We start from the raw sequence: 13,539 nt of genomic DNA, 5'->3' as shown, positions 1-13,539 counted from the left end.
TGACGCACCACGTGATGGTGGAGGCAGTGCTCCACGTGGTGACGGCACAGCAGGAAATCGCGTTGACGCTCGGCCGCCAGAAGGCCGTGCTTCGCCCGTCGGGTCACTCGCGGCGACCTGACTCCGGGCACATCGTCCACCGGAAGAAGCGGCATCAGGGGATCAGAGTAACGCAGAAACGGCGCGCCTCCTATTCGAGGCGCGCCGTTTCACAGCCGGGCCGGGAGGAGTTCACCGGCCGGACACGAATCAGATACCGAGACGGACGATGTAGAAGTCGCTCGTCCAGATGGGACGCACCGAGATGGACCGGCCGACCTCGGGCGCATCCATGATGTTGCCGTTGCCGGCGTAGAAGCCGTCGTGGCCCGACATGATGACGATGTCACCGGGGCGGGCGTCCTCGATGGAGATGCGCTTGCCGGCCGCAGCCTGACCCGACACGGAGTGCGGGAGGGAGACGCCGAACTGGGCGTACACGAACTGCACGTACCCGGAGCAGTCGAAACCGGCGGGCGATGCGCCACCGAAGACGTACGGGGTGCCGATGTACTGCTGGGCCACCGAGAAGACGGAGTCGAGGCTGAAGTTCGGGTAGGGCGGGTTGGCCAGGAAGTCGGAGACGGAGGGGCCGGAGTAGCTGTTCGCGTAGTTCGTCAGCGTGACGGCGGCCCGCTGGCGAGCGGCCTCGGCGGCTGCAGCGGCCTTCTGCGTGGCGAGCTGCTCCTCGGTGGTGGCCGAGGCGGCATCGCGCGCGACGGCAGCGGAGGCGACCGTGGTGCCGACCTCGACGGTCTGCGACTGGGCCTTCTTCATGCTGTCGGCAGCGGACGGGCCGAAGGCCGAGCCCTCGGCGTTGTCCGGGTTGAAGGCGAAGGCGGGGAGCGACATGGTGGCGATGATGCCGGTCGCGACGGTCATGACGGCGACGTTGATGGCCCAGCCGCCCTTGCGCTTCTTAGCGGGGGTCTTCTTCACGACGGCGGAGGAGCCGGTGGAGGCGGAACCGCCGGACGACGCGGATGCGGCGGGCTTCGCCGGAGCGGCGGCACGGGCGGCGGTGCTCGTGCGCTGCGGGGCGGCAGCCTGCGCGGTCCGCTCAGCGCGGAGCGAGCGGCGGGAGACCAGTGCGGAGTCGGCGGGGGTGCCGGTCGCGGCGGTCGTCGGTGTGGCTTCGGTGCTCGTGCGGTCCTGGGCAGGGCCGGGCGTACTCGAGTTGGCCAAGTGCATCCTCCTGCGCTCCGGCAGCCCTAGGGTGGCTGCCCCCGCCCGATGCGAATTGGCTTCGGCTTCACGAACCGGGAGACGGGTTCAGGGGGTGTGGAGCGTCCCGGTTCGGGTCCTGGTGGGCCGGTTGTGGCCCGTTCGGACTCGTAAGAGACTACGGGACGGTTACCCGTTTGTCACATCTTTTCGGAGCTTTTTTAACGAACTGGTAACGGAACTCAGGCCTCGACGAAGATGTGGGCGGCGAGCTCGTTGGGCAGCTCCAGGCCGGTCTCGAAGCCCTCGATCTGCACGCCGACGTACGAACCGGCGGCAGAGAAAGTGCCGGTCGAGCCGGGGAACACGCCGGCCTGCTTGAGCTGCAGCAGCAACTCGGGGTCGACCTGCGCGGGCTCGCCGAGGCGACGGATCCTGGCAGTCACCCCGGAGTCGGAGCCGCGGACGACATCGACGAGGTTCACGAGGTTCTGCGTGGCGGCGTCGGTGGTGCCGAGGTCGCCCAGGTCGCCGAGGCCCGGGATGGGGTTGCCGTAGGGCGACTCCGTCGGGTGGCCGAGCATGGTCAGGAGCTTGCGCTCGACCTGCTCGCTCATGACGTGCTCCCAGCGGCAGGCCTCTTCGTGGACGTACTCCCACTCGAGCTCGATCACGTCGCTGAGCAGGCGCTCCGCGAGGCGGTGCTTGCGCATGACGTTGACGGCCTTGCGGCGGCCCTCCTCGGTGAGCTCGAGGTGGCGGTCGCCGGAGACGACGACGAGGCCGTCGCGCTCCATGCGTCCGACGGTCTGCGAGACCGTGGGCCCGGAGTGCCCGAGGCGCTCGGAGATGCGCGCGCGCAGGGGGACGATGTTGTCCTCCTCGAGCTCCAAGATGGTGCGAAGGTACATCTCGGTCGTGTCGATCAGATCGGTCATGAACCCCTCCACTTGCAGGCACGCGAATGTCGCACTAGAGCCTACTTGCTGCCGATGACAGAAACGTGCAGGCGCGTCGATGGGGCCCGTGCGGCCCTCCGCGCTATCCAACAGCCAATACACTCTCTTTATGCCGGATGTGACCATTCCCACTGACCTCCTGCCCGCCGACGGCCGCTTCGGTTGCGGCCCGTCCAAGGTCCGCCCCGAGCAGCTCGCCTACCTGGCCGGCCCGGGCGCGGCGCTGCTGGGCACCTCCCACCGCCAGGCACCGGTCAAGAACCTCGTCGGCAGCGTCCGCCAGGGCCTCTCCGACCTGTTCCGCCTGCCGGAGGGCTACGAGGTCGTCATCGGCAACGGCGGCTCCACCGCCTTCTGGGACGCCGCGGCGTTCTCCCTCATCGAGAAGCGCAGCCAGAACCTCGTCTTCGGCGAGTTCGGCGGCAAGTTCGCCAAGGCCGCGGCCGCGCCGTGGCTGGAGGCGCCGCACGTGATCGAGGCAGCCGCCGGATCCCGCAGCGCCGCCGAGGTCGTGGAGGGCGTCGACGTCTACGCCTGGCCGCACAACGAGACCTCGACCGGCGTGATGGCGCCCGTCACCCGCGTGAACGGCGACGCCGGCGCGCTCACGGTCATCGACGCGACGAGCGCTGCGGGAGGCGTCGACATCGACGCGTCGCAGGCCGACGTCTACTACTTCGCGCCGCAGAAGAACTTCGCGTCGGACGGCGGCCTCTGGCTCGCCCTCTTCTCCCCCGCCGCGATCGAGCGCGTCGAGCGCATCGCCGCGAGCGGCCGCTACATCCCCGAGTTCCTCAGCATCAAGAACGCGATCGACAACTCGCGCCTCAACCAGACGCTGAACACCCCGGCCGTCGCGACCCTCGCCCTCCTCGACAACCAGATCGAGTGGATGAACGGCAACGGCGGTCTCGCCTGGGCCGACGCCCGCACCCGCGAGTCGTCCGACGCCCTCTACACGTGGGCCGCCGGCGTGGACTACGCGACCCCGTTCGTCGCCGACCCCGAGCACCGCTCGCAGGTCGTCGTGACGATCGACTTCGACGACAGCATCGACGCCGCCGCGGTGGCAAAGACGCTCCGCGCCAACGGCGTGGTCGACACCGAGCCCTACCGCAAGCTCGGCCGCAACCAGCTGCGCATCGCGACGTTCACGGCCATCGAGCCGTCGGACGTCCGCGCGCTCATCGGCTGCGTCGAGTACGTGGTGGAGCGGCTGGGCTGAGCACCGCCATGCGGCTCTGGCTCCGAGACGACGAGAGACGGCCCGATCCGACACCCGCGAAGACGGATGATCGGCGGGCCGTCCTGGTCGGTCTCGCGCTGTGGGTCCTAGCGTTCGTCCCCGTGCTGCTCTTCGCCCCGGACGTCTGGATCTGGACCGTCGTCGTCGGCCTCGCCCTCGGCGTCGCCGGACTCGCCTACCTCACCGTCACCCGGCGCAAGCGCGGCTGACTCGGCCTCGGCCAGCGGCGTCGGCTCCTCGAGCGCGGCGGCCTCCTCGGCCGGGAGATCGAGATCGGCATCCACATCGGCGTCGTCGTCGGCGTCGGAATCGTCGGAGTCGTCGTCCGCGTCCTCGTCGTCCGCATCCGCGTCCTCGGCGTGGAGGCTGTCGATGTCCACGCCGTCGAGGTCGTCGTCGCCGTGCAGGTCGTGCACGTCGCGATCGTCGTCCTCGTCGTCGTCCTCATCGGACTCGTCGTCGAAGTCGTCGTCGTCATCCTCGTCGGAGGCGTCGTCATCCGACTCGGCGTCGTCGTCCTCGTCGGACTCGTCCTCGTCGGACTCGTCGTCCTCACCCTCACCCGCTGCGGCGGCCTCGGCCGCGAGAGCCTCCTGCGCCGCCTGGTAGTCGGCGAGACGCTCGGACCACGGCACCCAGTCGGGCGCGAGCAGCGCGCCGTCGGCCGGCATCAGCTCGGCCTCCAGCACTGTGGGCGCGGCGTCCTCGTCGGCACGGCCGACGGTGACGGTCCAGCGCCATCCCGGGTAGCCGGCTAGATTGCTCTCGAACAGCAGCGAGACGACGCCTTCGCCCTCGACGACGTGGCCGGCGACAGCGCCGACCGTCGACTCGGGGGTGATCTCCGCGAGCGCGCGGCGGGCGAGCGGCTCGGCCGCCAGCAGATCCTCGATGCCGGTGTCAGGCATCCAGGTCGTCCGCAACGCGCCGCAGCACAGCGGCGATCTTCGCGCCGTGCTGCTTGTCGGGGTACTTGCCGCGACGCAGGTTGGAGCCGATGCCGTCGAGGAGCTTCACCAGATCCTCCACGATGATCGCCATGTCGTCGGCCGACTTGCGCTTCATCTTCACGAGGCTCGGGGGCGTCTCGAGGACGCGGACCGACAGCGCCTGCGCACCGCGCTTGCCGTCGGCGATGCCGAACTCGAGGCGCGATCCCGCCTTGACGACGGCGCCGGCGGGCAGCGCGGAGGCGTGCAGGAAGACCTCCTGACCGTCGTCGGCGCTGATGAAGCCGAAGCCTTTCTCATCGTCGTAGAACTTGACCTTGCCGGTTGGCATGGGAACCTCACTTCACATGGGGGATCGAATGACCAACCTCAATTATCCTTGATTTCGTGACCCAGCAGACCCCAGCGCCCGCATCTCGTGTGCAGCGCGTCCTCTCGTACATCATCGCGGCACTCGTGATCGTCTCTCTGGTCTGCATCGCGGCCATCCTGATCGGCACCGCTGTGGGCGGTTTCGCGCAGCAGGGATCGGGAGAGGGGCTGTGGCCGGCGGTGTTCGTCTTCCCGCTGATCGCCCTCCCGATCGCCTTCGTGCTCATCATCGCGCTGATCATCGTGGTGGGCCGCCAGCGCAGCAAGGCGGCGAAGGCCGCCAAGGCCCTGGACCCCAAGGGCCGGCGCTAGCCGAGCGACCGCGGACCGCCGCGATGACGACGACGCTCGCTCTGGCGGCGCGTCTGCGAGCGCTCGGAGACGACGCGCTCATCTCCTCCCTGCACCGCCGCAGCATCCGGCGGGCGGGGGTCTCCGACTTCTTCGACCTGGCCGAGGCGCTGCTGGACGCCGAATCGGTGCAGCGGGCACTGGTCGGCCTCGACCGCACCCGGCTCGCCGTGCTGATCGCGCTGGGGCGCGCGGAGGCACCGCTCACGGCGGAGGCCATCGCCGCGCAACTCGCCGCAGAGCCGGCCACCGCGGGTCTGACCGTGCCGGCGGTGGAGTCGGCGTTGGAGGCGCTGGGCGGCCCGCTGCTCGCACAGCCCGCGGCCTCCGAGGGCGCAGAGGACGAAGTCCAGGAGGCGACGCCTCGCGGCTTCACCGGCTACGACGCCGTCTACGCGCGACTGACGGCGTGGACGGAGGCGGGCCTCCCGTCGCCCGATGACCTCCTGCACACCGCTCCCCCGCCCGCGCTCGCGCCCGTGCCGGACACCGAGCGCCGCTTCACCGACCGGCTCGCGGCCGACCGCGCGTTCGACGCGGTCGTCGCGGTCTCCGAGTTGCTGGCCGAGCTGTCACGGGAGGGTGCGCGCGAGCTGCAGCGCGGCGGGCTCGCCCTGCCTGCGGTCAAGCGGATCGCCGAGGCCCTGGCCGTCGACGCGTCCGTCGTCCCCACCGCCCTCTCGGTCGCCTCCCGCGCGGGCCTCGCAGCCGTGGAGGACAGCGTCTGGCTGCCCGCCGAACCCGCGGCCGAGTGGCTCCACGCCTCCACGCCCGAACGCTGGCGCGCCCTCGTCGCGGCCTGGCTCGACGCACTGCCGGACGACCTGCGCGCGCTCGTGGCCGCCCGCAGCCGCGCGTCCTGGGGCGACAGCCTGCGCGAGCACGTCGCCTGGCTGTATCCGGCCGCGCCCGAGCAGGCGCAGCAGCGGGTGGATGCGCACCTGCGTGACGCCGAGTGGCTGGGCGTCACGGCCTCCGGTGCCCCCTCCAGCGCCGGGACCGAGCTGGTGGAGAACGGGCCTGAGGCCGCGGCGACTCTGCTGACGCCCGCCTTCCCCGCCCAAGTGCGCGGGGTCTACCTGCAGCACGACCTCACCGTCATCTCCCCCGGCCCCCTCGCGCCGGATCTGGAGGCGCGGCTGCGCGGGATGGCCGATCTCGAGAGCCGCGCGCTGGCGTCGACGTTCCGCTTCTCGCCCGCCACCCTCGACCGGGCGATCACCGCAGGCGAGTCGGCCGCGAGCATCCGGGACTTCCTGGCCGGGATCTCGCTCACCGGCCTCCCGCAGCCGCTGGACTACCTGATCACCGACGTGACCGAACGGCACGGCCGCGTGCGGGTGCGGACGGTCGACGACGGGGATGCCCGGAGCGCCATCCACTCGGCCGACACCACGCTGCTGCGCACGATCCAGGTCGACCAGTCGCTGTCGTCGCTGCGACTGACGCCGGCGCACGCGGACGAGCTGCACAGCCGTTTCCCGCGGGATGTCGTGTTCTGGGCGCTCTCGGACGCGCGCTACCCGGTGGTCGCCGAGAACGACGACGGAGTACCGGTGGCCTTGCGGCGGCAGCGGTACGCGCATCCGCATCCCGTCGCCTCCCGCGACCAGGACCGCGAGATGGTCGAGCGGCTGCGGGCGGTCGACGAGGCGGCGACGGACGACACCGGCGAGCAGTGGCTCGCGCGCCAGCTGGAGCAGGCCGTGCGCGCCCGCCAGACGGTGATCGTGGAGGTCGCGATGCCCGACGGGCGCACGGTGGACTACCTGCTCGAGCCGACCGGGGTCGGCGGCGGGCGCCTGCGCGGGCGGGATCGGGCGGCCGACATCGAGCGGACGCTGCCGCTGTCGAGCGTGAAGGGCGTGCGCCCGGCGTGACGTGCGTGCGTCCGGCGTGACGGGCGGGCGTCCGGCGTGACGGGCGGGCGTCCAGCAAGATGGCCAGCCGCGCGGCGTAGACTCAGCGGTTATGTCCGATGGCCCCCTGATCGTCCAGAGCGACCGCACCGTCCTGCTGGAGGTCGCCCACCCCGATGCCGAGGACGCCCGCCACGATCTCGCCGTCTTCGCCGAGCTGGAGCGCGCCCCCGAGCACATCCACACCTACCGGATCACCCGGCTCGGGCTCTGGAACGCGCGCGCCGCGGGCCACACGGCCGAGGACATGCTGGGCACGCTCGAGCGGTACTCGAAGTTCCCCATCCCGCAGACCGTGTCGGTGGATGTGGCCGAGACCGTCGGCCGCTACGGCCGCCTCGCGATCGCGCGCGACGACGAGGGCGAGCTGGTGCTGCGGTCGGACGACCTGGCCGTGCTCACCGAGGTGGCGAGCGCCAAGCGCATCGCGCCGCTGCTGCTCGAGCGCCGCGGCGACACGACGTTCGCCGTGCAGGCGTGGGCGCGCGGGCAGCTCAAGCAGGAGCTGGTGAAGCTCGGCTGGCCCGCCGAGGACCTCGCCGGCTACACCCCCGGCACCCCGCACGACATCGGACTGATCGAGGACGGCTGGGCGCTGCGCGACTACCAGCGCAAGGCGGTCACGAACTTCTTCGACGGCGGCTCGGGCGTCGTCGTGCTGCCCTGCGGCGCGGGCAAGACGCTCGTCGGCGCGGGGGCGATGGCGACCTCCAAGACCACGACGCTCATCCTCGTCACCAACACCGTCTCTGCGCGACAGTGGCGCGACGAGCTGCTCAAGCGCACGACGCTCACCGCGGACGAGATCGGCGAGTACTCCGGGCAGGTGAAGGAGGTCAAGCCGGTCACGATCGCGACCTACCAGATCCTCACGGCCAAGCGGAAGGGCGAGTACGCCCACCTGGCGCTGCTCGACGCGCTCGACTGGGGGCTCGTGGTCTATGACGAGGTGCACCTCCTGCCCGCGCCGGTGTTCAAGCTGACCGCCGAACTGCAGGCCCGCCGCCGCCTCGGCCTCACCGCGACGCTCGTGCGCGAGGACGGTCGCGAGGGCGACGTCTTCAGCCTCATCGGACCCAAGCGGTTCGACGCGCCGTGGAAGGAGATCGAGGCGCAGGGCTTCATCTCCCCCGCCGCCTGCTACGAGGTGCGCATCGACCTCCCCGCCTCCGAGCGGCTCAGCTACGCGGCCGCCGCGGACGACGAGCGCTACCGCCTCGCGGCGACGGCCCCGGCCAAGCTGGACGTCGTGCGGCAGCTCGTCGACCGGCACGCGGGCGAGCGCATCCTCGTGATCGGCCAGTACCTCGACCAGATCGACGAGCTCGCCGAGGCGCTGGGCGCGCCGCAGCTCACGGGCGCGACGCCGGTGGACGAGCGCGAGCGGCTGTACCAGGAGTTCCGGGAGGGGCGCACGCAGGTGCTGGTCGTCAGCAAGGTCGCGAACTTCTCGGTCGACCTCCCGGAGGCGACGGTCGCCATCCAGGTCTCCGGCTCGTACGGCTCGCGGCAGGAGGAGGCGCAGCGTCTCGGCCGCCTCCTGCGCCCGAAGGAGTCGGGACTGTCGGCGAACTTCTACACACTGGTCTCGCGGGACACCGTCGACCAGGACTTCGCGCAGAACCGGCAGCGGTTCCTGGCCGAGCAGGGGTACTCGTACACGATCCTGGACGCACACACGCTGCAGGCGGCGTAGAGGCGTCGCCGGGCGCGCGCAGGGCGTGGCTGCCGGAGGAGATCGGGGCTCATGTTGGCCCGCTTCTCCTCCCTTCCCTGCCGACACGCCGTCGCTTCGCGCCGACTCCCTCCGTTAGCCACGGCCGTCGGTAACGGAGGGGATCCGCGGCCGCGGGTGGCGGAAACGCAGGTTCGGGAGGAGATTTCGGGGGCGAGGGGGTGAATCTCCTCCGGTAGCGACATCTTGCCGCGACCATCAGGTGGCCGGGTCGGGTCAGGACAGGTCAGGCCGGGTCGGCGAGGAGGCGGCGCAGGGTGGTGCGGGAGCCGGGGTCGGCGGGGCGGTCGCGGAGGGTGATGGCGGCCTTCCAGAGGGCCCAGCCGCGGGCGCGCGCCCAGGTGGCGTCGTCGAGCGCGACGGCGGCGCGGAACGCGGTGCGCGCGGGGTCGTCGAACATCGTCCAGGCGGGGACGAGGTCGCAGGCGGGGTCGCCGACGCCCGAGGTGCCGAAGTCGATGACGGCGCTCAGGCGACCGGAGTCGACGAGGAGGTTGCCCTCGGCGACGTCCCCGTGGAACCAGACCGGCGCGGCCTCCCAGTGCGACGCGGTCGCCCGTTCCCAGATGTCGCGCGCGGCCGGCTCGTCGTCGCCGAGCAGCGCGATCGCCGCGAGCGCCTCCTCGCCGTAGATGTCGGGCGGGGCACCCCGGAAGAAGTTGTGCGTGCCGGGCGCGGGGCCGTCGGTCGCATCCACTCCGCGGAGGGCGACGAGGAACGCGCCGATGTCCCGGGCGAGCGTCACGGCCTCCACCTCGTCCGCCTCCTCCCGGGCGAGCGCGAGCGGCCGGCCGGGGAGCCAGCGGTACACCGACCACGGGAACGGGTACCCCTCGCCGGGCGCGCCCGCGGCGACCGGCTGCGGGATGGGCAACGGCAGCCGGGAGGCGAGCCGCGGCAGCCACTCGTGCTCCTTCGCCACCTGGCCGGTGTACCCCGCGGCGCTCGGGAGGCGCACGCTCAGCTCGCTCCCGAGCCGGAAGGTGCGGTTGTCCCAGCCGTCGTGCTCGACGGGGGTGATCGGGAGGTCGCGCCACTGCGGGAACTGCGCGTCGACGAGCCGTCGCACGAGCGCCGTGTCGATCACGGGCGGCGCGTCCGGCGCTTCGAGGTCAGGGCCGGACATACCGCAGCAGCAGGGTGCTCTCGCTCCGGAGCACGTGCGCCAGCCGCAAGTCGGGCGGCACGTCGGGAGTCGCTCCCGTCGCGATCCGGGATGCGGTGCCCGCGACGAGGGTCGGGCTGACGGTCAGGCAGAGCTCGTCGACGGCGCCGGCGGCGATCACGTCGCCGAAGAGGTGCGGGCCTCCCTCGCAGTGGATGCGGCCCAGACCGCGTTCCGCGAGCGCCGCGACCATCGCGGCGGGGTCGACCCGGTCGACGCCGCAGACGAGCACGTCGGCCACCGCGGCGAGGGCGTCGCGCTTCTCGGAGGGCGCGGTCTCGGCGGTGATCACGATCGGCCGCACCGGGGCGTCGGTGAAGATCGGGCTGGCGGGGTCGAGGTCGAGTCCGGCTGAGACCAGGGCGAAGACGGGCTGCTCGGTCAGACCGGCCGCGACCCGGGCGTGCTGGGAGGCGCGGTCGACGCGCATCGGTCCGTAGCCTTCCGCGCGCACGGTGCCCGCGCCGACCACGACGACGTCGCAGAGCCGCCGCAGGAGGTCGAAGACGCGGTGGTCGGCGTCGCCGCCGAGCCCGGCGGACAGCCCCTGCACGGTGGCGGCGCCGTCCACGCTGCTCACGAAGTTGACGCGCACCCACGGCGAGCGCGTCGGGAGGTCGTAGAGAGCCGAGAGCTCGTCGTCACTCAGCGCGTCCTGCGCGGGTGCGGGGAACAGGCGTCCGATGGCGGCGTCACTCATTCACGTCTCCCATGTTGTGCTTCAGGTAGGCGGGGGCACGCAGGCCGAGGATGGCCTCCGTCATCCGCGTGGCGGCGACCGACGCGTGCACGTCGTGCATCCGGATGATCCGGGCCCCGTTGACGATCGAGACGACGGCCGCGGCGAGCGATCCCTCCAGGCGGGCGCTGCGCGGAGCATCCAGGGTCTCGCCGATGAAGTCCTTGTTCGAGACGGCGGCGAGCACCGGGTAGCCGAGGTCGGCCAGCTCGGAGAGCCGGCGGGTGAGCTCGAGCGAGTGGAGGGTGTTCTTGTTCAGGTCGTGGCCGGGGTCGATGATGATCCGCTCCTCCGGCACCCCGGCGGCCAGCGCACGGTCGACGCGGTCGAGCAGAAACGCGGAGACCTCGGCGACGACATCCCCGTACTGCGGCCTCGGGTAGACGGTGCGCGGCTCGGCGAGGCTGTGCGTGATGACGAGCGTCGCCGCGCTGTCGGCGACGACGCGAGCGAGATCGGGATCGCTCAGCCCGGTCGTGTCGTTGATCACGGTGGCGCCGGCGTCGATCGAGGCGCGCGCGACCCGCGCGTGGAAGGTGTCGACCGAGATGACGACGTCGGACCCCTCCCGCAGCCGGCTCACGACGGGGGTCACGCGCTCGATCTCGTCCTCGACGGGGACGGGGTCGCCGGGCGCGAACGGGGCGCCGCCGATGTCGACCCAGTCGGCGCCGAGCGCGACGGCCTCGAAGCACGCGTCGACGGCGGCATCCAGCGCGTACGTGCGCCCCTGGTCGTAGAAGGAGTCGGGCGTGCGGTTCACGACCGCCATGACGGCGACCTGCCGCGAGAAGTCGAAGGTGCGCGCGCCGATGGTGCGGACGGGCACGCGGAGCGGGGGCAGATAGGGCTCAGAGCGCGGCAAGGTCCACGCTCTCGTCCGTCAGGCGGGCGGGGTCGAGGCGGTCGCCGGAGCGGATGAGGCGCTGGATGTCGTCCTGCACGTCCCACACGTTGACGTTCATGCCGGCCACGACGCGGTCGTCGCGCAGCCAGAACGCGATGAACTCGCGCGCGTCGACGTCGCCGCGGAACACGACGCGGGCGTCCGCGGCGAGCGGTGCGTATCCCGAATACTCCATGCCCAGATCGTATTGGTCGGAGTAGAAGTACGGGATGTCGTCGTAGCTCGCGCGCTCGCCCAGGATGCTGCGCGCGGCGACGGTGCCACCCGCGATCGCGTTGGCCCAGTGCTCGTTGCGCAGGTGGCGGCCGATGGCGGGCAGGTAGGGGTTGGCCAGATCCCCGACGGCGAAGACGTCCTCGGCGGAGGTCCGCATCCCCTTGTCGGTGAGCACGCCGTTCTGGATGGTGAGGCCGGAGCGCTCGGCGACGAGCACGTCCGGCGTGGCGCCGACACCCGCGACCACCAGATCGGCGGGGATGCGCTCACCCGAGGCCAGCACGACGGCATGGCCGGAGCCTCCCTCGACCGCCGCGACGGCGCCGGTCACGAACCGCACGCCGTGGTCGCGGTGCAGCTGCTCGAAGACGCCGCCGAGCTCGGGGCCGATGGCGCCCGCCAGCGGGATGCTCTGGCGGCCGACGACGGTCACGTCGTTGTCGTAGCCGCGGGCGGCGGCCGCAACCTCCATCCCGATCCACCCGGAGCCGACGACGACGACGCGTCGCCCGCCGACTTCCAGCGCCGCGTAGAGCCGCTGGCTGTCCTCGATCGTCCGCAGCCGCAGCACGTCGCCGCCCCCGCTGCCGGGAACGTCGAGCGAGCGCGGCCGCGCGCCGGTCGCGAGCACCAGGCTGTCGTAGGTGAGCCGCGCGCCGCCGGTGAGGAACAGCTCGTGCGCGCCGGGGTCGAACGAGCCCGCCTCGGTACCCGGCATGAACTCGACGTCGTGCTCGGGATACCACTCCCCCGGCTTCACGTAGGTGTCCCCGACATCCCCCTCGCCCTTCAGGTACTCCTTCGAGAGCGGCGGCCGGATGTACGGATGGTGCTCCTCGGCGCCGAGCAGCAGGATGCGGCCGGCGAACCCGCGCTCACGCAGCTCGACCGCGGTGGTCGCGCCCGCGAGCCCGGCCCCGGCGATGACGACGGTGGGATTCGACATGTCCACAGCATCCACTGATCGCACGGTCGGCGCCAGACCCTTGCGTAGGTCGCACCCCACGCGCTCACAGCTAAGCCACAGCCGCCGCGCAGATACTAGGCACCATGAACGCAGGACCACGCATTCTCATCGTCGACGACGAGCCGAACATCCGCGATCTGCTGACCACGAGCCTCCGTTTCGCCGGCTTCGCCGTGCGCGCGGTCGGGAACGGCGCGCAGGCCATCTCCGCGGTCCTCGAAGAGGAGCCAGACCTCATCATCCTCGACGTCATGCTGCCGGACATGAACGGCTTCGGCGTCACCAAGCGACTCCGCGGCGCGGGTTACACGGCGCCCATCCTGTTCCTCACCGCGAAGGACGACACGGAGGACAAGATCACCGGCCTCACGGTCGGCGGCGACGACTACGTCACCAAGCCGTTCAGCCTCGACGAGATCGTCGCGCGCATCAAGGCCATCCTCCGCCGCACCATGCAGGCCGACGAGGACGCCGTCATCCGCGCCGGCGAGCTCACGATGGACCAGGACACCCACGAGGTGTTCGTGGGCGACACCCCCATCGAGCTGAGCCCGACCGAGTTCAAGCTTCTGCGCTACCTGATGCTGAACCCGAACCGCGTGCTCTCGAAGGCGCAGATCCTGGACCACGTCTGGGAGTACGACTTCAACGGCGACGCGGGCATCGTGGAGTCGTACATCTCGTACCTGCGCCGCAAGGTGGATGCGCACTCCAGCGAGCCGCTCATCCAGACCAAGCGCGGCTTCGGCTACATGCTCAAGGCCGCCAAGGCGTGACCTCCGCCTGCGCTCCGGCGCACCGGGGGCACAC

General features: G+C 71.5%; 13 protein-coding genes and 1 pseudogene. 6 read left to right on the top strand and 8 right to left on the bottom strand.

Annotated elements, in window-relative coordinates:
* Window positions 1-249 precede the first annotated feature (249 nt).
* Both HNR14_RS14430 and HNR14_RS14425 read right to left on the bottom strand, forming a co-directional pair.
* Window positions 250-1,224, bottom strand: a complete 975-nt coding sequence (locus HNR14_RS14430; RefSeq protein ID WP_218875051.1) for a C40 family peptidase — start codon at window positions 1,222-1,224, stop codon at window positions 250-252.
* A gap of 221 nt (window positions 1,225-1,445) precedes the next feature.
* Window positions 1,446-2,141, bottom strand: coding sequence for an iron-dependent transcriptional repressor DtxR (locus tag HNR14_RS14425; protein ID WP_179701582.1), 696 nt, complete (start codon window positions 2,139-2,141; stop codon window positions 1,446-1,448).
* A gap of 130 nt (window positions 2,142-2,271) precedes the next feature.
* On the opposite strand from HNR14_RS14425, the gene serC reads away from it, so the two are divergent.
* Together serC and HNR14_RS20935 are read left to right on the top strand one after the other, a co-directional pair.
* Window positions 2,272-3,387 (top strand): phosphoserine transaminase, encoded by a 1,116-nt coding sequence (serC, locus tag HNR14_RS14420; RefSeq protein WP_179701581.1) that lies wholly within the window; start codon window positions 2,272-2,274, stop codon window positions 3,385-3,387.
* Between the two features lie 8 nt (window positions 3,388-3,395).
* Window positions 3,396-3,545 (top strand): annotated as a pseudogene (locus tag HNR14_RS20935) (DUF2530 domain-containing protein); the annotation flags it as partial.
* On the opposite strand, the gene HNR14_RS14415 reads toward HNR14_RS20935, so the two are convergent.
* Both HNR14_RS14415 and HNR14_RS14410 read right to left on the bottom strand, forming a co-directional pair.
* Window positions 3,495-4,316 (bottom strand): DUF3027 domain-containing protein, encoded by an 822-nt coding sequence (locus tag HNR14_RS14415; protein WP_179701580.1) that lies wholly within the window; start codon window positions 4,314-4,316, stop codon window positions 3,495-3,497. The pseudogene HNR14_RS20935 and the gene HNR14_RS14415 overlap by 51 nt on opposite strands.
* Window positions 4,309-4,689 carry a cold-shock protein gene (locus HNR14_RS14410; protein ID WP_021754477.1) on the bottom strand — a complete coding sequence of 127 codons (381 nt, stop codon included), beginning with the start codon at window positions 4,687-4,689 and terminating at the stop codon, window positions 4,309-4,311. The genes HNR14_RS14415 and HNR14_RS14410 overlap by 8 nt, the downstream gene beginning before the upstream one ends.
* A gap of 56 nt (window positions 4,690-4,745) precedes the next feature.
* Between HNR14_RS14410 and HNR14_RS14405 the strand changes: the two genes are divergently transcribed.
* The 3 genes from HNR14_RS14405 to HNR14_RS14395 all read left to right on the top strand — a co-directional run bounded on the left by HNR14_RS14405 (window position 4,746) and on the right by HNR14_RS14395 (window position 8,696).
* Window positions 4,746-5,042, top strand: coding sequence for a hypothetical protein (locus HNR14_RS14405; protein WP_039920646.1), 297 nt, complete (start codon window positions 4,746-4,748; stop codon window positions 5,040-5,042).
* Between the two features lie 23 nt (window positions 5,043-5,065).
* Entirely contained in the window at window positions 5,066-6,961 is a 1,896-nt protein-coding gene (locus tag HNR14_RS14400; protein WP_179701579.1) for a helicase-associated domain-containing protein, read from the top strand.
* 91 nt (window positions 6,962-7,052) lie between these two features.
* On the top strand, window positions 7,053-8,696 hold the full coding sequence (locus HNR14_RS14395) for a DNA repair helicase XPB (RefSeq protein WP_021764118.1): 1,644 nt from the start codon (window positions 7,053-7,055) through the stop codon (window positions 8,694-8,696).
* 265 nt (window positions 8,697-8,961) lie between these two features.
* On the opposite strand, the gene HNR14_RS14390 is transcribed toward HNR14_RS14395, so the two are convergent.
* From HNR14_RS14390 to HNR14_RS14375, 4 genes are read right to left on the bottom strand one after another with little or no spacing between them, the layout of a single operon-like run.
* The gene (locus tag HNR14_RS14390; RefSeq protein WP_179701578.1) at window positions 8,962-9,861 is read right to left on the bottom strand and encodes an aminoglycoside phosphotransferase family protein; all 900 of its coding nucleotides are present in this window, start codon (window positions 9,859-9,861) and stop codon (window positions 8,962-8,964) included.
* The gene (locus HNR14_RS14385) at window positions 9,848-10,600 is read right to left on the bottom strand and encodes a pyrimidine reductase family protein (RefSeq protein ID WP_179701577.1); all 753 of its coding nucleotides are present in this window, start codon (window positions 10,598-10,600) and stop codon (window positions 9,848-9,850) included. The genes HNR14_RS14390 and HNR14_RS14385 overlap by 14 nt, the downstream gene beginning before the upstream one ends.
* Window positions 10,593-11,504 carry a dihydropteroate synthase gene (folP, locus tag HNR14_RS14380; RefSeq protein ID WP_218875050.1) on the bottom strand — a complete coding sequence of 304 codons (912 nt, stop codon included), beginning with the start codon at window positions 11,502-11,504 and terminating at the stop codon, window positions 10,593-10,595. Before folP ends, HNR14_RS14385 begins: the two co-directional genes overlap by 8 nt.
* On the bottom strand, window positions 11,491-12,708 hold the full coding sequence (locus tag HNR14_RS14375) for an NAD(P)/FAD-dependent oxidoreductase (RefSeq protein WP_179701576.1): 1,218 nt from the start codon (window positions 12,706-12,708) through the stop codon (window positions 11,491-11,493). The genes folP and HNR14_RS14375 overlap by 14 nt, the downstream gene beginning before the upstream one ends.
* 104 nt (window positions 12,709-12,812) lie before the next feature.
* Here HNR14_RS14375 and HNR14_RS14370 point away from each other — a divergent pair, with 104 nt between their 5' ends.
* Complete coding sequence (locus HNR14_RS14370; protein WP_018191755.1) at window positions 12,813-13,505, top strand: response regulator transcription factor; 693 nt, start codon at window positions 12,813-12,815, stop codon at window positions 13,503-13,505.
* The last annotated feature ends 34 nt before the right edge of the window (window positions 13,506-13,539 follow it).

Source organism: Leifsonia naganoensis (genome assembly GCF_013410615.1).
GTDB lineage: Bacteria > Actinomycetota > Actinomycetes > Actinomycetales > Microbacteriaceae > Leifsonia > Leifsonia aquatica.
Note: the sequence above shows the minus strand (reverse complement) of the source record. Positions and strands in the feature narration are given on the sequence as shown.